Origin of the sequence: Pseudomonas sp. KB_12, assembly GCF_052114545.1 — a bacterium.
GTDB classification, from domain to species: domain Bacteria; phylum Pseudomonadota; class Gammaproteobacteria; order Pseudomonadales; family Pseudomonadaceae; genus Aquipseudomonas; species Aquipseudomonas brassicacearum.
Window position 1 is genome coordinate 1 of sequence record NZ_JBFREY010000024.1, and the last position, 20,599, is coordinate 20,599.

General features: G+C 61.5%; 22 protein-coding genes. 14 read left to right on the forward strand and 8 right to left on the reverse strand.

The window, feature by feature from the left end; genetic code table 11:
* Nucleotides 1-728: 728 nt before the first annotated feature.
* Both rhtA and AB4Z20_RS19265 read left to right on the forward strand, forming a co-directional pair.
* Nucleotides 729-1,619 carry a threonine/homoserine exporter RhtA gene (rhtA, locus tag AB4Z20_RS19260; RefSeq protein ID WP_024619799.1) on the forward strand — a complete coding sequence of 297 codons (891 nt, stop codon included), beginning with the start codon at nt 729-731 and terminating at the stop codon, nt 1,617-1,619.
* 167 nt (nt 1,620-1,786) lie between these two features.
* Complete coding sequence (locus tag AB4Z20_RS19265; RefSeq protein WP_014337379.1) at nt 1,787-2,068, forward strand: hypothetical protein; 282 nt, start codon at nt 1,787-1,789, stop codon at nt 2,066-2,068.
* A 6-nt stretch (nt 2,069-2,074) separates the two neighbouring features.
* On the opposite strand, the gene AB4Z20_RS19270 is transcribed toward AB4Z20_RS19265, so the two are convergent.
* Nucleotides 2,075-2,644, reverse strand: a complete 570-nt coding sequence (locus AB4Z20_RS19270) for a TetR/AcrR family transcriptional regulator (protein WP_214509800.1) — start codon at nt 2,642-2,644, stop codon at nt 2,075-2,077.
* An 89-nt stretch (nt 2,645-2,733) separates the two neighbouring features.
* On the opposite strand from AB4Z20_RS19270, the gene AB4Z20_RS19275 reads away from it, so the two are divergent.
* Both AB4Z20_RS19275 and AB4Z20_RS19280 read left to right on the forward strand, forming a co-directional pair.
* Nucleotides 2,734-3,462, forward strand: a complete 729-nt coding sequence (locus tag AB4Z20_RS19275; protein ID WP_442090420.1) for an SDR family oxidoreductase — start codon at nt 2,734-2,736, stop codon at nt 3,460-3,462.
* A 34-nt stretch (nt 3,463-3,496) separates the two neighbouring features.
* Entirely contained in the window at nt 3,497-4,087 is a 591-nt protein-coding gene (locus tag AB4Z20_RS19280; protein ID WP_442090421.1) for a 2-hydroxychromene-2-carboxylate isomerase, read from the forward strand.
* A 9-nt stretch (nt 4,088-4,096) separates the two neighbouring features.
* Here the strand turns inward: AB4Z20_RS19280 and AB4Z20_RS19285 are convergent, their stop codons facing one another.
* The 5 genes from AB4Z20_RS19285 to AB4Z20_RS19305 form a co-directional block, all read right to left on the reverse strand.
* Nucleotides 4,097-5,905, reverse strand: a complete 1,809-nt coding sequence (locus AB4Z20_RS19285; protein WP_253476682.1) for an aminopeptidase P family protein — start codon at nt 5,903-5,905, stop codon at nt 4,097-4,099.
* Nucleotides 5,906-5,950: 45 nt separating this feature from the next.
* Entirely contained in the window at nt 5,951-7,117 is a 1,167-nt protein-coding gene (locus AB4Z20_RS19290; RefSeq protein ID WP_442090422.1) for a cysteine desulfurase family protein, read from the reverse strand.
* A gap of 159 nt (nt 7,118-7,276) precedes the next feature.
* Nucleotides 7,277-7,891 carry a LysE family translocator gene (locus AB4Z20_RS19295; RefSeq protein WP_214509795.1) on the reverse strand — a complete coding sequence of 205 codons (615 nt, stop codon included), beginning with the start codon at nt 7,889-7,891 and terminating at the stop codon, nt 7,277-7,279.
* A 103-nt stretch (nt 7,892-7,994) separates the two neighbouring features.
* Nucleotides 7,995-8,261, reverse strand: a complete 267-nt coding sequence (locus AB4Z20_RS19300) for a hypothetical protein (protein WP_442090423.1) — start codon at nt 8,259-8,261, stop codon at nt 7,995-7,997.
* A gap of 116 nt (nt 8,262-8,377) precedes the next feature.
* Nucleotides 8,378-8,743 carry an antibiotic biosynthesis monooxygenase gene (locus AB4Z20_RS19305; RefSeq protein WP_253476687.1) on the reverse strand — a complete coding sequence of 122 codons (366 nt, stop codon included), beginning with the start codon at nt 8,741-8,743 and terminating at the stop codon, nt 8,378-8,380.
* A 96-nt stretch (nt 8,744-8,839) separates the two neighbouring features.
* On the opposite strand from AB4Z20_RS19305, the gene soxR reads away from it, so the two are divergent.
* From soxR to AB4Z20_RS19355, 10 genes are all read left to right on the forward strand, one after another.
* Nucleotides 8,840-9,292 carry a redox-sensitive transcriptional activator SoxR gene (gene soxR, locus AB4Z20_RS19310; protein ID WP_258688904.1) on the forward strand — a complete coding sequence of 151 codons (453 nt, stop codon included), beginning with the start codon at nt 8,840-8,842 and terminating at the stop codon, nt 9,290-9,292.
* Between the two features lie 106 nt (nt 9,293-9,398).
* A complete protein-coding gene (locus AB4Z20_RS19315) occupies nt 9,399-9,860 on the forward strand; it encodes a VOC family protein (RefSeq protein WP_258688906.1) in 462 nt (153 codons plus the stop codon).
* Nucleotides 9,861-10,236: 376 nt separating this feature from the next.
* On the forward strand, nt 10,237-11,451 hold the full coding sequence (locus tag AB4Z20_RS19320) for a PepSY-associated TM helix domain-containing protein (protein WP_320389212.1): 1,215 nt from the start codon (nt 10,237-10,239) through the stop codon (nt 11,449-11,451).
* On the forward strand, nt 11,448-11,990 hold the full coding sequence (locus AB4Z20_RS19325) for a thiamine pyrophosphate-binding protein (RefSeq protein WP_258688908.1): 543 nt from the start codon (nt 11,448-11,450) through the stop codon (nt 11,988-11,990). Before AB4Z20_RS19320 ends, AB4Z20_RS19325 begins: the two co-directional genes overlap by 4 nt.
* Nucleotides 11,987-12,313 carry a hypothetical protein gene (locus AB4Z20_RS19330; protein WP_253476695.1) on the forward strand — a complete coding sequence of 109 codons (327 nt, stop codon included), beginning with the start codon at nt 11,987-11,989 and terminating at the stop codon, nt 12,311-12,313. Before AB4Z20_RS19325 ends, AB4Z20_RS19330 begins: the two co-directional genes overlap by 4 nt.
* Entirely contained in the window at nt 12,310-12,885 is a 576-nt protein-coding gene (locus AB4Z20_RS19335) for a DUF6162 family protein (protein WP_258688909.1), read from the forward strand. The genes AB4Z20_RS19330 and AB4Z20_RS19335 overlap by 4 nt, the downstream gene beginning before the upstream one ends.
* 36 nt (nt 12,886-12,921) lie before the next feature.
* Entirely contained in the window at nt 12,922-13,851 is a 930-nt protein-coding gene (locus AB4Z20_RS19340; RefSeq protein WP_214509788.1) for a metal ABC transporter solute-binding protein, Zn/Mn family, read from the forward strand.
* Nucleotides 13,848-14,600, forward strand: a complete 753-nt coding sequence (locus AB4Z20_RS19345) for a metal ABC transporter ATP-binding protein (protein ID WP_253476700.1) — start codon at nt 13,848-13,850, stop codon at nt 14,598-14,600. Before AB4Z20_RS19340 ends, AB4Z20_RS19345 begins: the two co-directional genes overlap by 4 nt.
* Nucleotides 14,600-15,499: a metal ABC transporter permease gene (locus AB4Z20_RS19350; protein WP_018600264.1), complete on the forward strand. Its 900-nt coding sequence runs from the start codon at nt 14,600-14,602 to the stop codon at nt 15,497-15,499. Before AB4Z20_RS19345 ends, AB4Z20_RS19350 begins: the two co-directional genes overlap by 1 nt.
* A complete protein-coding gene (locus AB4Z20_RS19355) occupies nt 15,500-16,393 on the forward strand; it encodes a metal ABC transporter solute-binding protein, Zn/Mn family (RefSeq protein WP_442090424.1) in 894 nt (297 codons plus the stop codon). It abuts the gene before it with no gap.
* Between the two features lie 247 nt (nt 16,394-16,640).
* Here the strand turns inward: AB4Z20_RS19355 and prpF are convergent, their stop codons facing one another.
* Nucleotides 16,641-17,834 (reverse strand): 2-methylaconitate cis-trans isomerase PrpF, encoded by a 1,194-nt coding sequence (prpF, locus tag AB4Z20_RS19360; RefSeq protein ID WP_253476712.1) that lies wholly within the window; start codon nt 17,832-17,834, stop codon nt 16,641-16,643.
* Nucleotides 17,835-17,876: 42 nt separating this feature from the next.
* Entirely contained in the window at nt 17,877-20,468 is a 2,592-nt protein-coding gene (acnD, locus tag AB4Z20_RS19365; RefSeq protein WP_442090425.1) for a Fe/S-dependent 2-methylisocitrate dehydratase AcnD, read from the reverse strand.
* Nucleotides 20,469-20,599: the final 131 nt, after the last annotated feature.

A 20,599-nucleotide genomic window follows, 5' to 3' on the forward strand; every position in this document is an offset into this window, starting at 1 on the left:
GCATGTGTTAGGCCTGCCGCCAGCGTTCAATCTGAGCCATGATCAAACTCTTCAGTTCAAACATCTTTGGGTTTTGAGAAAACCCTAAACTTGGCTCAGCAATCGTTGGTTACATCTTTGATTTCTCGCGGAGTAACTTGTGATGCTGAYAATCTGTTGACTAGCAGTCTGACTCCACAAGCACCCACACGAATTGCTTGATTCAGTTGTTAAAGAGCGGYTGGCTGAGTCTTTCGTCTCAACCGAGGCGCGCATTCTACAGCGCCCCGTGYATCTGTCAAGCGGTTATTTTCAGAAGTTTTCAAAGYTTCCTTTGCAACTTCAACCACTTGCGCTTCCGATCTCTCGTTAGCGGGAGGCGAATTCTACAGCGTTACTCGCTGCTGTCAACACCTCTTTTTCACCGCTTTCGACCGAGAAGATCGAACCGCCRATAGAGCCAAACAACACCGCTCTACCTGCTCCTTCGGGGCTTCGATGAACTGAAGCCCAGCACCTTCGAAACCTACTTAACTCATTGAATCTCAAGGAGTTTTCCGTTTCGACTGCGCCGGAAGTGGGGCGAATTATAGACTTCCAGAATCTGCCGTCAACCCTTAATTTGATTTTTCTATCTATAATCCGAAACCACACTTAAATCTGCCCGGTATATAGACGGAATCGTCGCACATGCGCAATATACTGCTCAATACAGCCTCCCCCGCCTTTATTCTGGACGACACTTCGTAATGACACCCCCTCCACATCGCAGCCTGGCCTCCACCCTGTATCCGGTTGCCCTGCTATTAATAGCCATGGCCTCCATCCAATCGGGAGCCTCCCTCGCCAAAAGCATGTTCCCGGTAGTGGGCGCACAGGGCACAACGACGCTGCGACTCATTTTTGCCAGCCTCATCATGCTGTTATTGCTACGTCCCTGGCGCGCCAAGCTCACCGCCCAATCCCTGCGCACCGTGATCGTTTATGGAATGGCACTGGGCGGCATGAACTTTCTCTTCTATATGTCGGTTCGTACCGTTCCACTGGGCATTGCCGTGGCACTGGAGTTCACCGGGCCCCTGGCAGTTGCCATTTACGCCTCACGCCGGGCAATCGACTTTCTCTGGATCGCCCTGGCAGTCGCTGGCCTGCTTCTGCTTATACCGACCGGAGCGACCAATGCCGGTATTGACCTGCTTGGAGCCGGCTATGCGCTGGGCGCAGGTGTTTGCTGGGCGTTGTACATCCTGTTTGGCCAGAAGGCTGGCGCGGACAATGGTGTGCAAACCGCCGCATTAGGGGTGATGATCGCCGCCCTGTTCGTCGCACCGATTGGGATCGTGCACGCAGGCGCCGCACTGCTCACACCGAGCCTGATTCCAATCGCCATCGGCGTCGCCATTCTGTCTACGGCCCTGCCCTATACCCTGGAAATGATCTCTCTGACCCGAATGCCAGCCCGCACTTTCGGCACTCTGATGAGCGTCGAACCGGCAGTCGCGGCCCTGTCGGGGCTGGTCTTTCTCCAGGAGTACCTGTCCTTGGCCCAATGGCTAGCCATTACCTGCATCATCCTCGCGTCGGTCGGCGCAACGATGACCATGGCCAACACCGCAAAGCCTGCCGTCGCGGCAGATTGAAGCAGGATTTAACGAAGGTCTGGTATTTGCCACGCATTTAGGCCATGTTTAGACCGCTAACCCAATGTCAGACATGGATTTTTCATACAGGACGTCATGAACGCTTCAAGCAAGAGCGAACACAATCGTACGTGGACACAAGATCCACGACGGTTATAAGGATGGGAATGAAACGAATTTTGATACTGATCGCCGTACTTGCAGTAGCGGGCTGTGCGGCAACATCGAAAACTGAAGTCAAGCGCGGTAAAAAAGGCCTGCACATCAATTGCTCCGGCCTGTCCTCATCCTGGGATCAGTGCGCCGCCAGCGCTGCCAACTCATGTGCTCCCAAGGGTTACAAGGTCATTGCCAAGTCCGGCGACGCCGTCGAGGAACCCGGGGATTATCCCTTCGGGCTCAACCCCGCTGGCTATACCAGCCGCAGCATGATCGTCATCTGTAAATAGGCCATGTCAGTCGAGCCCTTGCTCGGCCATTCGGCGCCTGATCTCCTCATGACTGGACTTGAGGACGTCACGCTGGACCTGCGGCGTGACCAGCATCCGCGCAACGACCAATGCTCCCACGCATTGAGACAGGATGGCCCAGGCCAGACTGTCGCTTCCCAATATCCGCGCCCAGCTTTCGTGCAAACGACATATCCATGTTTGCGCCGCCTCCCTCACCTCGACATCCGATCGCGCGATCTCGGCACCCAGTACTGGCAACGCACACCCTGCTTCGGGCTGCTCAACGTGGCTCATGCTCAAGTACTGCTTGAGGCAGCGCTCCAGCTTCATTGAGTCCATGGCACCGTCGCCACTCAGACGATCCAGGCTTTGGGCCAACTCCCGCTCAACAATGGCCTTGAAAAGCTCATCCTTCGATGAGAAGTGGCTATAAAACGCACCGCCGCTCAACCCGATCGCTTTCATCAAGCCATCGACACCGACCGTGGAGAAACCCGACTTCTTGGCAGAAACGGCACTGCTGGCGAGCAGCTTCTCGCGGGTTTCCATTTTGTGGTTGGCTGAATATCGCATGGTCCTGCCCCTGATTGCTCACCTTGACGCTTGCCGGATCTTAGCATAACGTCCGTTCAGTTAACGATCGTTTACCAATGAGGCTGACCATGAATAACAAGAAGGTCGTACTGGTTGTTGGCGCGGGCGATGCCACGGGTGGCGCGATTGCCAGACGCTTTGCACAGGAAGGCTTTGTTGCCTGCGTTACCCGCCGTAGCGCCGACAAGCTCACGCCACTGGTGGATGGAATCCGCGCCCAAGGCGGCGAAGCCCACGGGTTTGCCTGTGATGCGCGTAAAGAAGACGACGTGATCGCACTCATCGAACAAATCGAGAACCAGATCGGCCCGATCGAAGCCTTTGTGTTCAACATCGGCGCCAACGTCCCCTGCAGCATCCTCGAAGAAACCGCACGCAAGTATTTCAAGATCTGGGAAATGGCCTGTTTCTCAGGCTTTCTCAATGCACGGGAAGTGGCCAAGCGCATGGTCAAGCGCCAGCGCGGGACGATTCTGTTCACCGGGGCAACGGCGGGATTGCGCGGCGCTTCGGGGTTTGCCGCATTCGCGGGCGCCAAACATGGCATCCGGGCACTGGCCCAGAGCATGGCCCGTGAGCTGGGGCCGCTGAATATTCATGTGGCCCATGTGGTGGTGGACGGCGCCATCGACACCGACTTCATCCGCGATAATTTCCCGGAAAAATATGCCACCAAGGATCAGGACGGCATCCTGAACCCTGAACACATCGCCGACAATTACTGGTACCTGCACAGCCAACCCCGCGACGCCTGGACCTTCGAGCTGGACCTGCGGCCCTGGAGCGAACGCTGGTAAACCCTCCCCTCACAACAACAAGAGAGCAGATCCCATGAGCAAATCGGTGGAGTTTTACTTCGATTTCGGCAGCCCGACCACGTACCTGGCCTACACCCAGTTGCCGACGCTGTGCGCGCAGACCAACAGCCAGTTGATCTATCGTCCGATGTTATTGGGCGGCGTCTTCAAGGCAACCGGCAATGCATCACCGGCGACAGTGCCGGCCAAGAACCCTTACCTGTTCAAGGATCTGAATCGCTTCGCCAAGCGCTACGGGGTCGCCTTCAAGTTCAATCCACACTTTCCCATCAATACACTGCAACTGATGCGCGCGGTGACTGGCATGCAGTTGCGCCAACCTGAACGCTTCGAGGCCTTCGTCGATTGCCTGTTCCGCGCCTTTTGGGTGGATGGCCGCAACCTCAATGACCCGACGACTGTCGCAGCGGTCCTGAACGAGGGCGGTTTCGATGCCGACTATGTGCTGGCCTTGACGAACGACGAGCAGGTCAAGCAAGCACTCAAGACCACCACTGAAGAAGCCGTCGCACGGGGCGTGTTCGGCGCCCCGAGCATGTTTGTCGGCAACGAATTGTTCTTCGGCCAGGATCGGTTGGACTTCGTCCGTGAAGCCCTCGCCTGACCCTCTACTTCAAATCGCCATCGTTCGCGTGTTGAGCCACTGCAGTGCGTCACCGTCCAGCAACGGGCTCAAGCGACGCTGAACCTCGGCGTGGTAGGCGTTGAACCAGTCTTTTTCGTCCTGGGTCAGCAGCGAAGGTTCCAGGCAGCGGGTGTCAATCGGGCACAGGGTCAGGGTTTCGAACTCAAGGAACTCGCCGAACTCGCTGCTTCCTGCTTCACGGTTCAACACCAGGTTCTCGATGCGCACACCCCAGCGACCGGGACGATAAGTGCCCGGCTCGATGGAGGTGATCATGCCAGCCTGCATCGCCGTTTGCGGCGCGGCAGCGGCTTGATAGGCAATCACCTGCGGGCCTTCGTGGACATTGAGGAAATAGCCGACGCCATGGCCGGTGCCGTGGCCGTAATCCACCTGCTCCGCCCAGATCGGTGCACGGGCGATAGCATCCAGCAACGGCGAAAGGATGCCCCGCGGGAATTTGGCCCGGGACAGGGCAATCACGCCCTTGAGCACGCGTGTGCAATCACGTTTCTGCTCAGCAGTGGGTGTGCCAACCGGCACCATGCGAGTGATGTCGGTGGTGCCTCCCAAGTACTGGCCGCCGGAATCGATCAGCAACAGGCCATCACCTTCGATGACCGCATGGGCTTCTTCCGTGGCGTGGTAATGAGGCATCGCGCCGTTGGCGTTAAAGGCGGCGATGGTGTTGAAACTCAGGGAGACGAAGTCCGGCCGGCGCGTGCGGGCGGCGGTCAGGTGCTCGTCGATGGTCAACTCGGTGATGCGCTCGCGCCCCCAGGCCCCTTCCAGCCAGGCGAAGAACTCACAGAGCGCCGCGCCATCCTGCTCCATGGCCCGACGGATGTGTTCGGCATCGGCCAGGCTTTTGCGGGACTTGGCCAGCGTCGTTGGATTGAGACCTTCGACCAGCTTCACGCCGCTGCCCAGGTTATCCAGCAAGCCGACCGTCACCCGCGCCGGATCGATCTGCAGGCTTGCGCCGTCCGGCACTTCACGCAATGCGGCATCGGCTTCGCTGTAATCGCGCAGGGCCACGCCATCCTGTTCAAGAACGGCACGCAGCGCTGCGTCAACCTTGTCCAGGGCCACGAACAGCGTTGCCTGTTGCTGGCTGATCAAGGCGAAGGAGACGAACACGGGGTTGAACGACACATCCGCGCCGCGCAGGTTGAACAACCAGGCGATGTCATCCAGCGTGGCGATGAAATGCCAGTCGGCACCACGCTCCTTGAGGGATTCGCGCAGCTTGGCGAGTTTCTCGACCCGGCTGACGGTCGCCTGGGGAGGCAAATGGGCATAGACCGGCTGATCCGGCAAGCTTGGGCGATCGCTCCAGACCGCCTTGAGCAGATCGATGTCGGTGCGCAACCGTGCGCCGCGTTCCGCAAGCTTGCCGCCCAGGGTGCGGGCCGATGCCACGGCCATGACCGCACCGTCAACGGCGACCACTCCACCCTCAGGCGTTTGTTCCGCCAGCCAGTCCAGAGGCCCAGGCTGGCCGGGAATGAGCTTGACCAGCTCGATACCACTGCCCTCCAGCTCCTTGGTGGCCTGCTCCCAATAACGGCTATCGGCCCAGACGCCAGCGAAACTGCCGGTCACGATCAAGGTACCCACCGAGCCGTGGAACCCCGACAGCCATTGCCGCCCCTGCCAATAGCCCGGCAGGTATTCGGACAGATGCGGGTCGGCCGATGGCACCAGCAGCGCATGAATGCCCTCTCGGCTCATCAGTTGGCGGATTTGGGCCAGGCGCTGGGGAACCAGTCCATGGGGCAAGGGCTCGGTGCTCATTGTTTCTCCTGCTCATTGATATTGTTGTTCGATGCCGAAGACGGCTTATGGGGTCGTGGCCCAGAACGCCGGCGCTGTCGCGCACGCCGCCTGGATCAGCCGCACCGCCTCGTCGATATCCTGTTCGGTGGTAAAGCGGCCCAGGCTCAAGCGAATGGTCCGCCCGGCCGCGCGCGCATCGTGCCCCAGGGCCAGCAGCACGTGGGACGGGCTGTTCTGCGCCGAATTGCAGGCCGAGGTGGCGGAAAATGCAATCGATGCGCCCAACGTCGCCGGGTTGAACTCACCTTCGTTGAAGGTCAGGCTCAGCGTGTGGGGAATCCGACGGCTCGCACTGCCGTTTATACGCACACCGGGCAAGGCCAGCAGCGGCTCAAGCAAACGATTGCGCAACCGGGCGATTTTAGCGAATTCTTCGTCAAATGCCTCGGCTGCGAGTTCGAATGCGGCGCCCATGGCTGCGATCTGGTGGGTCGCCAGGGTCCCGGAGCGCAAACCGCCTTCATGCCCACCGCCGTGAATCTGCGCCGACAACCGTGGCCGGGCACGGTCGCCGACGTAGAGCGCACCGATGCCCTTGGGGCCGTAGATCTTATGCGCGGAAAAAGACATCAGGTCCACCGGCCAACAAGACAGGTCGATCTGCACCTTGCCGGCGCCCTGGGCCGCGTCCACATGAAACAGCGCCCCGTGCTCGCGAACGATCTCGCCGATGGCGATGACGTCGTTGACGGTGCCCAACTCATTGTTCACCAGCATCAGCGACACCAGGAACGTGTCTTCGCGTAGCGCCTCGCGAACCGCTTGCGGACTGATCAGGCCCTCGGCGTCCGGCGCCAGCCAGGTCACCGCAACGCCGCTCTCTTCAAGCTGACGCGCCGTGTCGAGAATCGCCTTGTGTTCGATCAGACTGGTGATGACATGGCCGGCGGAACCACCGCGCGCCTGGGCCACCCCTTTGAGGGCCAGGTTATTGGATTCGGTAGCGCCGGACGTCCAGACGATCTGTTCGGGCTGAGCCCCGACCAGTTGCGCCACCTGCTGGCGGGCACGCTCTACCGAGCGCCGGGCCTCCTGGCCGAAGGCATGGGAGCTGGAGGCCGGGTTGCCAAAGTTGCCGTCAAAGCCCAGACACTCGACCATGACCCGGATGACCCGCTCATCCACCGGCGTGGTGGCGGCGTAGTCGAAATACAAAGGACGTTTTTTCATAGGAAACTCGCAGAGCCTGCTCCGGGATCAGGCGCCCTCGTTGGGTTCGAGACTAGCAATACCTGATCAAAGACCTTAAAGAAGTCGGACTTCGTTTAAAAGTGCGTAGGAACGCTCCTGAACAGCGAGCTTAGCAGGCATCGCGGCGAAGCTCAGCCCTCAACTGATGCTTTCGAGCAACAATGGATACAGCGAAGCGACCAACAACAGCGCCATGCCCCAGTTGAACACGCGTAGCCAGCGACGATCACGCAACAGGTTGCGCAACAGGCTGCCGCACACCACCCACAGGCTCACGCTTGGCAGGTTGATCAGGGCAAACACCGCCGCAATCACCAACACGTTGAAGAAATAACCCTGGAGTGGCGTGTACGTACTGATGGCACCGATGGCCATGATCCAGGCCTTGGGATTGACCCATTGGAACGCCGCTGCGCCCCAGTAGCTGATCGGCGTATTGTCTCCCGGCTGGTTTTCCGAAACCGGACCGGAGTGGGCGATTTTCCACGCCAGGTACAACAGGTACGCCGCGCCGATGTAGCGCAGCGCGGTATAGAGCAGTGGATAAGTCTGGAACACCGCGCCCAGGCCAAGGCCCACCGCCAGCACCAGGGAAAAGAAGCCGCAGGTAATACCCAGCATGTGAGGAATGGTGCGGTTGAAACCGAAATTGACACCCGAGGCCAACAACATGGTGTTGTTAGGGCCAGGCGTGATCGAGGTCACGAGGGCAAACAGGGCGAAGCCCAGCAGCAGGTCAAGCGAAAGGGTCATGTCAGGTCAGTCCATCAGGGCAGGTCAGTCAAGTCATGACCCTACCCCACGCCTTGGCGCAAACCCACGGACAGTTGGGCAAAACTTTAAGCGGTACAGTCCCTCAGCTTGACCGGCCTGGCTGTTGCACGACCCGCTCGGCACTCATCTGGCCCTGATCGTCGAAACCCACGTTTTTCTGCGACGAACCAAGCAGCTCGGCTTTTTTCGCGTGGTACTCATCGAACGAGAGGCCGCGGCGATTCAAGGCCTCAAGAGCCAGTTCGCGGGTCTCGTCGGCGGTGTAGGGGCGCAGCTCTGGGGAAGAACTGGCGCAACCACCCAGGAGGGTGGCGGTCAACAGCAGCAAAACAGTAAAGGTACGGTTCATGGCAAGTGTCCGGTGTACTGGAGTTGGGCGATGAACAAAGGCTACCCGCCAGCCCTGCGCGGCAGAAATCAACCCTCTCAATAGTGGCTATTGCCTTTGCGGATCAGCCGCTGCACTCAGTCGACCAACTGGCAATGCAGCGCGTTGTCCGGGCTGCGCTCGATGTTGCGCAGCACTTGGAACGAGCCGAACGTCACGGCTTTGGCTCGATGAGCCTGGATCAGCCGCCAGAAATCCTGCTCGCCACTTTCGAAGCTTTGAAGCGCCGCCTCGCCTGCCTCGCGGGTTTGCCACTGCAAATAGTTGAGCACCCGCCGACCATCCTCGCTGGCCTGGATACTGGCACTCAGGAACCCCTGGTGATCCCGAGCCAGGCGCTCGGTTTGTTCCGACAAGGCGGTTACCAGCGCCTGCTGCCATTGCGGTTCGATATCGAATTCCATCAACTGGGTGAAGCTGCGATTGTTCCTTGGTAATTGCATGAAAGGTCCCCTCTGCACGTAAGGCGGATCTTGCGACCCGAACGCGTGCAGGGTAAAACCTCAAGTTAACTTGAGGTCAAGCAGTGAATTGAAGCGATGACGCAGATCGATATCCACAAGGAACTCACCGTCGGCCAAGTGGCCGCCCGCAGCGGCGTGGCGGTCACGGCCCTGCACTTCTATGAATCCAAGGGGCTGATCAAAAGCACGCGCAACCAGGGCAACCAACGTCGCTATTCACGGGCAGTATTGCGCCGCGTGGGGCTGATCAAGGTTGCCCAGCGCCTGGGCATTCCCTTGGCGGAAATCGGCGAGGCCTTGAAAAACCTGCCGGACGACCGTGCGCCAACGGCCGCCGACTGGCAGACCTTGTCGGCGCAGTGGAGCCGGGACCTGGACGAGCGCATCAACCAATTGGTGGCGCTGCGTGATCGACTCAACGGCTGCATCGGCTGCGGATGCCTGTCGATGGAGGCTTGCCCGCTGCGCAATCAGGGCGACGTGCTGGGAAAACACGGGCCAGGGGCTCACCTGTTGGAGCAGCCGTGAAGCGTTCGTCGGGACATGAGCCCGTCCACGGCGGCTGGCCTATAGTGGATGGGCGCAAAACCGACGAAGACTCTCTTCGCCTCCCATAACAACAAGGAGAACCGTCATGGGCGTCAAAGCCATTCCCGAAGGTTTCCATAACATCACGCCCTACCTGGGCATTCAAAAAGCTGCCGAAGCCATCGACTTCTACAAAAAAGCCTTCAATGCCACCGAGGTCATGCGCCTGGCCATGCCCGACGGCGGCATCGGGCATGCCGAACTGCGGATCAACGGATTTCCGATCATGCTCGGCACGCCTTGCGACCAAGGCCCGCTGAGCAATCCGGACAAATCGCCATCGGTCGGCCTGCATTTATATGTCGAGGACGTGGACAGCGCATTTACCCAGGCCATTGCTGCCGGTGGCACAGTGATTTCAGAGGTCAAGGACCAGTTTTACGGCGATCGTACCGGCACCTTGAAAGATCCCTATGGGCATCTGTGGTTCCTGGCGACGCACAAGGAAGATCTGAGCCAGGAACAGATCGAGCAACGGGCCAGGGAGATGTTCCAACAGCAAGGCTGATTTGCCCTTGCTCCCGCAGGGTTTCGCCCCGTCGGAGCTGTGTAGGAGCTGTGTAGGAGCTGTGTAGGAGCTGTGTAGGAGCTGTCGAGTGCAACGAGGCTGCGATCTTTCCCCAGTCACTTGAATCTCAAGCGAAAGATCAAAAGATCAAAAGATCAAAAGATCAAAAGATCAAAAGATCAAAAGATCGCAGCCTTCGGCAGCTCCTACCACGCGAAACATTTTCTTTCATCTTCCCCTTCAGGATTGCGATCGCTCGTTCGTCTTAATTAGATGCAGCAGGCCGCGTCGGCAAAAGCCACGGTCTGCTTTTTACGGTTCACGGTACTGCGAAGCCCGTAATACCGAACCTTTCATCGAATCAAGACGTTCAATCATGTCGAAGAAGTCCCGCTCCAAACTCTGGTTCCTGGTCCATAGCTGGCTGGCATTGCCCATCTGGTTTTTCGTGCTCATCGTTTGCGTCACTGGCACCCTCGCGGTGGTCAGCCAGGAGATTGTCTGGCTGGTCAACCCCGACATGCGCGCCAGCAAGCCCTCGGACGATGCCCAACTGCTCAGCTATGACCAGGTGATCGCCGCGATCAAGCAAACCCAGCCGCACACCCAGGTGCAAGGCATCGTCCGCCCGGACGAGTCGCACTTTGCGCTGGAGGTCAGCGTCACCTACCCCGACGGACGCCCCGACAAGGTCTACGTCAACCCCTACAGCGGCGTCATCCAAGGCTCGGCGCCGACATTCAACTTCAGGGGGTTTACCCGTGCCCTGCATGGCTGGTGGCTGGTGCCGTTCACCAACGGCTACAGCTGGGGCTGGTACCTGGTGTCCTTGTTGGGGCTGCCGTTGCTGGCCTCGTTGGTGACCGGGCTGGTGGTCTACAAGCGTTTCTGGAAAGGCTTTTTCCGTCCGACGCTGCGGATCCGCCACGGCGCCCGAATTTTCTGGGGGGATTTCCACCGACTCAGTGGTATCTGGTCGATCTGGTTCATCGCGGTGATTTCCGTTACGGGCACCTGGTTCCTGATCGAAGCCTTGCTATCGGACAACCAGATATCCATTTCCAGCGAGCCGGTCATCCCGGTGGTGGCCCGTGAAAACGTTCCGTTGTCAGCCGATGGTCTTGCACCGCAGCAATTGAACCTGGACCGGGCCATTGAAATCGCCCAGCAACGCATCCCGGGCCTGGAAGCGAGTTTCGTCAGCCTGCCCGGCAATGCCTACAGCCATCTCGAAGTCGGCGGCCGCGGTTGGTATCCACTGATGTTCCAGACCGCCACCATCAATCCCTACACCGGTGACGTCGCCGCCTCACGACTGCTGTCCGACCGCACGACCCTGGAATTCGTCACCGAATCCATGCGCCCGTTGCACACCGGCGACTTCGGTGGCCTGTGGATCAAGCTCATCTGGTTTTTCTTCGGTTTGGTCCTGAGCATGATGGTTCTCAGCGGGCTGCTGATCTGGACCAAACGCACGGCCCTGGCCACCGCCAATGCCCTCAAGCGTAGCCAGAAACCCTCCCGTGAAACCCGCATCGCGCAGGCATTGCAGCCGTCGGTCCACCGTGAGTCGTCGGAGGGCAGCCTGTGAATCCGTCCAATACCACTTCATCACCGTCACGCCTGAGCCTGTTCTGGCATAAATGGCGCTTCCACCTCAACGTGCTGTTGTTGCTGATCCCCTTGGGGTTCATGCCCAAATATTTGTCCGAAGCCGCGCTGTTTCGCGGGGACGCCGGGCTTGGTGAGCGGGAAGTCGGCGAAGTCCAGGTCGGTCCCTGGAGCCTGCGCCTGGCGGAATTTCGCAACGAAGCCCCACGCGTCCAGGGGCCTGCCGGGCCCATGAAGCATTTCAACGCGGCCCTGTGCGAACGCTGTATCGGTCAGGTCAAGGCCACCTACCTGCGCGTCGGCAAACCTCGCAGCCTAAGGGCCGCCGGGGTGATTTTCTTCGGCTCGCCCTATCGCATGAGCGCCTTGTTGCCGGTCCCGCCAAAGACCCAGCCCGATGCCGAACTGTGGATAACCCTCGAGGGTTGGGACGGTTCGATGCACCAGGCCTCCATTCCCCTGAGCCAGGCCTCCCCGGCCACCGTCGCCTGGCTGAAGAACCAAGGACCCAAACCATGACCTTCCGCGCCTTATCCAACGGCCTGGCGTTGCTGTTCTGCGCAGGCGCAAGCACCAGCGCCCTGGCCCACAACCCGATGTGCGAATGCAAGGCCATCGACGCCGAGCAGATTCAATGCACCGGCGGTTTTTCCGACGGCAGCGGCGCGCCCGGAGTGACCCTGGACGTGATCGGCTATGACGAGACCATCCTCGTCCCGGGCAAGCTCGGCGCCGATTCGAAGCTGACCTTCAAGAAGCCGGACGCTGAGTTCTACGTGCTCTTCGACGCCGGCCCCGGCCACGTGGTGGAAATCGACCAAGCCGACATCGAGGCCCCATGACCAACACCACGACTCAAGTCATCCGCCCCGCTGGCGCGGGCCATGAAACCCTGTATGTGTTGCTGCTGTGCCTGGTCATCGTGCTGGTCGCCGGGTCTGTGGTGGCCTGGCATGGCAAAGCCGAAGACACCACGCACCTGGCCTCGAACCAACTCGACGCCCGCCGCGACCTCAGCGCCGCCGAGCAGGGCATCTACGCTGACCTGCGGGTGACCCTGGATGAAATCCGCTTGCTGCGCGAAGACCAATCCACCCTGCCCGGCCCGCAAACCCTGGCCGAAGAAGGCTTCGCGCCGTTCGCCCAGGACGCCAGCGCTGTCAGCCGGGGCGGCCACGCCTGGCAACTGCTGCAGGACCAGGCCTACTTCGGCGCCAGTGCCAATTCTTCCGTCGCAGGTTCGTTTCTGATGCGCATCGGCGAAGCGTCCGACGCTGCGCCGGACATCTGGCTCAACCGCAGCAATGGCCTCGCGACACCTACCGCGCTGGACGACGCCGCTTTGTCCGCCGCCGGCTGGCAACAGATCGTCGCGCAATTCGATGCCGGCGTAACCCGCCAGCACCGGCACTGACCCCCACGCCTTCATTCGAGAGAAGACCGTTTGCCCATGCCTATTGCATCCCAACGCCGCCCCTTGCTGCGCCTGCTGCTGATCGGCCTGCTGGCCTGCCTGTTCACCTCGCCGGTGAGCGCCGAAACAGCCAAGCGCCTGCGCATCGGCATCACCCTGCACCCTTATTACAGCTATGTGGCCAACATCGTCGGCGACAAGGCCGAGGTCGTGCCGCTGATCCCGGCCGGTTTCAACCCCCATGCCTATGAACCACGGGCCGAGGACATCAAGCGCATCAGCGGCCTCGACGTGATCGTGCTCAACGGCGTGGGCCACGACGACTTCGCCGACCGCATGATCGCCGCCAGCGAAACCCCGAACGTGAAAGTGATCGAGGCCAATGAAAACGTGCCCCTGCTGGCTGCCACCGGCACGGCGGCCCGTGGCGCGGGCAAGGTCGTGAACCCGCACACGTTCCTGTCCATCAGCGCCTCCATTGCCCAGGTCAATAACATCGCCCGGGAGTTGGGCAAGCTCGACCCGGACAATGCCAAGGCCTACACCCAGAACGCCCGCGCCTACGGCAAGCGCCTGCGGCAGATGCGCGCCGCTGCCCTGGCGAAGCTGACCCAGGCCCCCAATGCCGAGTTGCGGGTCGCCACGGTGCATGCCGCCTACGACTACCTGTTGCGCGAATTCGGCCTGGAAGTGACCGCCGTGGTCGAGCCGGCCCATGGCATCGAACCGAGCCCGAGCCAGTTGAAGAAAACCATCGACCAACTGCGCGAGCTGGACGTGAAGGTGATCTTCTCGGAGATGGATTTCCCGTCCACCTACGTCGACACCATCCAGCGTGAATCGGGCGTGAAGCTGTACCCGCTCTCACACATTTCCTACGGCGACTACAGCCCCGAGAAGTACGAAAAGGAAATGGCCGGCAACCTCGACACCGTGGTCCGGGCCATCCAGGAGTCTGGCGCATGACCGTCCAGGAAACCCTCACTCTGCAGCGCGTCGGGCCCTTGATTGAGTTCGCCGACGTCAGCCTGAACCTGGGCCGCACCACCATTCTCGACAGCGTGGCGTTTCAGGTCGAGCCCGGCAGCATCCATGCCTTGGTGGGCCCCAACGGTGGCGGCAAGAGTTCGCTGATCAAGACCTTGCTGGGGCAGATGCCGCACCAGGGACGCTTGAGCCTGCAATGGCCAGGCGAGCCCGGTGTGATCGGCTACGTGCCCCAGGCGCTGGAGTTCGACCGGGGCCTGCCCTTGACGGTGGACGATTTCATGGCAGCGATGTGTCAGCGGCGGCCGGCCTTTCTCGGCTTGAGCAAGCACTACGCCGGCGCCATAGAACAGGCCTTGGAGCGGGTCGGCATGCAGGACAAGCGCAAGCGGCGCATGGGCGCGCTGTCCGGCGGCGAGCGTCAGCGAGTGTTGCTGGCCCAGGGACTGATTCCCTCGCCGCAATTGCTGGTACTGGATGAACCGATGTCGGCCCTGGACGAGGCCGGCATCCAGGTGTTTGAACGGTTGCTGCAGGACTGGCGCCAAGCCGGGATCACCGTGCTGTGGATCGAACATGACCTGGAAGCCGTCGGGCGTCTGGCCGACCGTGTCACCGGCCTGAACCGCCGGGTGCTGTTCGACGGTCCGCCCCGCCAGACCCTGACTCCAGAACGCCTGCTGACGCTGTTTTCCACCCATCCGCGCACGAACGGGAGCGCTGCCTGATGAGTTATGAAGCCTTTCGTCTGATGGTCCAGGGCTGGGCTTCGGCCGGTTATCTGCCCGAAGCGCTGGCCTATGGGTTCGTGGTCAATGCCTTGCTGGCCGGGCTGTTGATCGGCCCGGTGCTGGGCGGTCTCGGCACGCTGGTGGTGGTCAAGCGCTTCGCGTTTTTCTCCGAGGCGGTGGGCCATGCGGCGCTGACCGGCGTGGCCATCGGCATCCTGCTCGGCGAACCCTACACCGGGCCTTACGGCAGCCTGTTCGGCTACTGCCTGTTGTTCGGCATCCTGCTCAATTACCTGCGCAACCGCACCGGCCTGGCGCCCGACACGTTGATCGGCGTCTTCCTGTCGGTGTCCCTGGCCCTGGGCGCCAGCCTGCTGTTGATCCTGGCAGGCAAGATCAACGTGCACATCCTGGAGAACGTACTGTTCGGCTCGGTACTGACGGTCAATGGCAATGACCTGCTGGTGCTGGCGGTGGTCGGCTCGCTGGTGATGGCCCTGGCCTTGCCGCTGTACAACCGCATCATGCTTGCCAGCTTCAACCCGCAACTGGCAGCGGTGCGCGGGGTGGCGGTCAAGACGCTGGACTACTTGTTCGTGATCCTGGTGACGCTGATCACCGTGGCGGCGGTGAAAGTCATTGGCGCCATTCTGGTGGGCGCGTTGCTGGTGATCCCCGCTGCGGCGGCGCGCCTGCTCAGCCAATCATTGAAAGGCTTTTTCTGGTGTTCAGTGTTGATCGCCACCGCCAGCACCTTGTGCGGGATTCTCGCGCCGATCGTGTTCGACCTGCCCATCCCGTCCGGCGCTGCGATCATCCTGGTGGCCGGCATCGCCTTCGCCCTGAGCGCCATCGCCCGCGGTGTCGTCCCCAGCCTCAAAGGGAATCTTGGATAAATGGTTTTTTCATTGCGACAACTGACCCTGGCCGTGGCGTTGTGCGGCGTGGCCGTTACTTCGTCATTCGCCAGCGAAAAGGTCCGTCTGCTGGCATCGCTGCCGGTCACCTACGGATTGGGCGAGGCCTTGCTCAAGGGCACCGAGGTCAGCCTGGAGCGGGCCGCGTCCGCCAATCTGCCTGGCACCCGGCAGAGCGCCTACTTCAGCGGCCGTGGCGCGCCGGCGTTGAGCAAACTGGCCAGCGATGCTGACGGGGTGATCGGGCTGCGCTCGCTATGGCCGGACGATCCGCTGTACCCCATGGCGCGACGCAGCAATATCCGCATCGTCGAAGTCGATGCCGCGCGCCCGGTGGACGGTGCCCTGCCCGGTATCGCCGTGCAGCCGGGCATGGCCGACGGCCTGGCGAGCCAGCCGTGGATGGCCAGCCATAACCTGGGGCGCATGGCCGACGTGATCGCCGCCGATCTGGTGCGCCTGGCCCCGACGGACAAACCGAAGATCGACGCCAACCTGGCGACCCTCAAGCAGCGCCTGCTCAAACTCAGCGCCGACAGCGAAAAACGCCTCGCCAGTGCCGATAACCTGAGCGTGGTCAGCCTGAGCGAGCATTTCGGCTACCTGATCAGCGGGCTCAACCTGGACGCAATCAGCACCGATACCCGGCCCGACGCCGAATGGACAGCCGAAACCCTCAAGCAGTTGAGCGCGACGTTGAAAGACAATGACGTGGCGCTGGTGCTGCATCATCGCCAGCCTTCGGATGCGCTGAAGGCAGCTATCACCGAAGGAGGTAGCCGGCTGCTGGTGTTGAGCACCGATGGCGCCGATCCGGTGGCGGAACTGGAAAGCAATGTAGGACTGGTGGTCACCGCACTGACGGCGGACTGACGGCCATCCCTTGTGGGAGCGAGCTTGCTCGCGAAGAGGCCGGCACATCCAACATTGATATCGGCTGACACACCGCCATCGCGAGCAAGCTCGCTCCCACAGGTTTGATCGTGGATGTTCGAAGATTCTGTGTTCACCACACATCCACTGTGGGAGCGAGCTTGCTCGCGATGAGGCCGGCACATCCAACATTGATATCGGCTGACACACCGCCATCGCGAGCAAGCTCGCTCCCACAGGGTTCAACTCAGCTCGGGGCTTGCCCCGGCACCCGCACAAACCCTTCCATCAACACCCGAGCGCTGCGGCTCATGATGGCTTTTTTCACGACCCATTCGCCGTTGACCTGGCTGGCCTCGGCGCCGACGCGCAGGGTGCCGGAGGGGTGGCCGAAACGCACGGCGTTGCGTTCGATACCGCCGGCTGCCAGGTTTACCAGCGTGCCGGAGATCGCTGCGGCCGTGCCGATGGCGACCGCTGCGGTGCCCATCATGGCGTGGTGCAGCTTGCCCATGGACAGCGCCCGTACCAACAGGTCAACGTCCCCGGCCGCCACGGCTTTTCCGCTGGATGAAACGTAGTCCGCCGGCGGCGCGACGAACGCCACTTTCGGTGTGTGCTGGCGCTGGGCGGCTTCGTCCAGGTGCTTGATCAAGCCCATGCGCAGAGCGCCGTGAGCGCGAATGGTTTCGAACATGGCCAATGCCTTGGGATCGCCGTTGATGGCGCCCTGCAATTCGGTGCCGGTGTAACCGACGTCCCGGGCATTGATGAAAATCGTCGGGATCCCGGCGTTGATCAGCGTCGCCTTGAAGGTGCCAACACCGGGCACTTCCAAGTCGTCCACCAGATTGCCGGTGGGAAACATCGAACCACCACCGCCCTCTTCCTCGGCGGCCGGGTCCATGAATTCCAATTGCACTTCGGCCGCCGGAAAAGTCACGCCGTCGAGTTCGAAGTCACCGGTTTCCTGCACCGCGCCGTCGGTGATCGGCACATGGGCGATGATGGTCTTGCCGATGTTGGCCTGCCAGATCCGCACCACGGCCACGCCGTTCTGTGGGATGCGACCGGCGTCCACCAAACCACTGCTGATAGCGAATGAACCGACCGCCGCCGACAGGTTGCCGCAGTTGCCACTCCAGTCCACGAACGGCTTGTCGATGGACACCTGGCCGAACAGGTAATCGACATCGTGATCGGCCCGGGTGCTCTTGGACAGGATCACAGTCTTGCTGGTGCTGGACGTCGCACCACCCATGCCATCGATCTGTTTCTCGTACGGATCGGGGCTGCCGATCACCCGCAGCAACAGGGCATCCCGGGCCGGGCCAGGGACACGAGCCGCTTCGGGCAGGTCTTGCAGGCTGAAGAACACGCCTTTGCTGGTGCCGCCACGCATATAGGTAGCGGGAATTCTGATTTGCGGTGCGTGAGCCATGATGCTCCTCAAGCGGACACGCCGGGTGTCCGCAGCTTTGATTTAGACGGCAACCGCCGATTCAAGGAAGTCCTGGGCAAAGCGTTGCAGCACGCCCCCGGCTTCATAGATCGACACTTCTTCAGCGGTATCGAGGCGGCAGGTCACTGGCACTTCGACGCGCTCGCCGCTCTTGCGAGTGATGACCAGGGTCAGCGTCGCACGCGGGGTGCGCTCGCCGATCACGTCATAGGTTTCACTACCGTCGATGCCCAGGGTCTTGCGATCGGTGCCGGGCTTGAACTCCAGCGGCAACACACCCATGCCCACCAGATTGGTGCGGTGGATACGCTCGAAACCTTCGGCGGCGATCGCCTCGACACCGGCCAGGCGCACGCCCTTGGCCGCCCAATCCCGGGACGAACCCTGGCCGTAGTCGGCGCCGGCAATGATGATCAGCGGCTGCTTGCGCTCCATGTAGGTCTCGATGGCTTCCCACATGCGCATGACCTTGCCTTCCGGCTCGACCCGGGCCAGGGAGCCCTGCTTGACCTTGCCGTTTTCCTGGACCATTTCGTTGAACAGTTTCGGGTTGGCGAAGGTGGCGCGTTGCGCGGTCAGGTGGTCGCCGCGGTGGGTCGCGTAGGAGTTGAAGTCCTCTTCCGGCAGGCCCATTTTCGCCAGGTATTCGCCGGCGGCGCTGTCCAGCATGATGGCGTTGGACGGCGACAGGTGATCGGTGGTGATGTTGTCCGGCAGCACCGCCAGCGGGCGCATGCCCTTGAGCGGTCGCGCACCGGCCAGCGCGCCTTCCCAATACGGCGGACGACGGATGTAGGTGCTTTGTGGGCGCCAGTCGTACAGCGGCGTCACTTTCGGCCCGGTGTCTTCCTGGATGGCGAACATCGGGATGTACACCTGGCGGAACTGTTCCGGTTTCACCGAGGCCTTGACCACCGCGTCGATTTCTTCGTCGCTCGGCCAGATGTCCTTGAGGCGGATTTCCCGACCGTCCACCACACCCAGTACATCCTTCTCGATGTCGAAGCGGATGGTCCCGGCGATGGCATAAGCGACCACCAGCGGTGGCGAGGCGAGGAACGCCTGCTTGGCGTACGGGTGAATGCGCCCGTCGAAGTTGCGGTTGCCCGACAACACGGCGGTGGCGTACAGGTCGCGGTCGATGATTTCCTGTTGGATCACCGGGTCCAGCGCACCGGACATGCCGTTGCAGGTGGTGCAGGCGAACCCCACCACGCCGAAGCCCAGCGTCTCGAGTTCGGACGTCAGGCCCGCCTCATCCAGGTACAGCGCCACGGTTTTCGAACCCGGCGCCAGGGACGACTTGACCCACGGCTTGCGGACCAGGCCCAGGCGGTTGGCGTTGCGCGCCAGCAGGCCGGCGGCGATCACGTTGCGCGGGTTGCTGGTATTGGTGCAGCTGGTAATGGCGGCGATGATCACCGCACCGTCGGGCATTTGCCCCGGCACATCGTCCCATTGCCCGGAAATGCCTTTGGCAGCCAGATCCGACACCGCGACACGGGCGTGCGGGTTGCTGGGACCGGCCATGTTGCGCACCACCGACGACAGGTCGAAGCTCAGGCCCCGCTCGTATTGCGCGCCCTTGAGCTTGTCGGCCCACAGGCCTGCCTGCTTGGCGTAGGTCTCGACCAGTCGCACCTGGTCGTCTTCACGGCCAGTGAGCTTCAGGTAATCGATGGTTTGCTGGTCGATGTAGAACATCGCCGCCGTGGCGCCGTATTCCGGGGCCATGTTGGAAATGGTCGCGCGGTCGCCCAAGGTCAGGGCACTGGCGCCTTCGCCGAAAAACTCCAGCCAGGCACCGACGACTTTTTGCTTGCGCAGGAATTCGGTCAGCGCCAGCACCATGTCGGTGGCGGTGATGCCCGGTTGCAGCTTGCCGGTCAGCTCGACGCCGATGATCTCCGGCAGGCGCATCCACGAGGCGCGGCCGAGCATGACGCTTTCGGCCTCCAGGCCACCGACGCCGATGGCGATCACGCCCAGGGCATCGACGTGGGGCGTGTGGCTGTCGGTGCCCACGCAAGTGTCGGGGAACGCCACGCCGTCACGCTGCTGGATCACCGGGGACATCTTTTCCAGGTTGATCTGGTGCATGATCCCGTTGCCCGGCGGAATCACATCGACGTTCTTGAAGGCCTTCTTGGTCCAATTGATGAAGTGGAAGCGGTCTTCGTTGCGCCGGTCTTCGATGACGCGGTTCTTGGCGAAGGCTTGCGGGTCGGAACCACCGCTTTCCACCGCCAGGGAGTGGTCGACGATCAGTTGGGTCGGCACCACCGGGTTGACCTGCGCCGGATCACCGCCCTGCAAGGCGATGGCGTCGCGCAGGCCAGCCAGGTCCACCAGCGCGGTCTGGCCGAGGATGTCATGGCACACCACGCGCGCCGGGAACCACGGGAAATCCAGGTCGCGCTTGCGCTCGATCAGTTGCAGCAACGACTCGCCCAGCGTGGCCGGGTCGCAGCGCCGTACCAGGTTCTCCGCCAGCACGCGGGAGGTGTACGGCAGGCCGTCGTAGGCGCCGGGACGAATGGCATCCACGGCCTCGCGAACGTCGAAATAATCCAGCGAAGTGCCGGGCAGCGGTTTGCGAAATTCTGTGTTCATCGTCAGGACTCGGGTCACGGTGGTTTCAGAAGGGTTGGCGCCGGACTTGAAGCGCCCCCGGCCACTGTGGGAGCGAGCTTGCTCGCGATAGCGGTGTATCAGTCGACATTAATGTTGAATGTCAGTGCGCA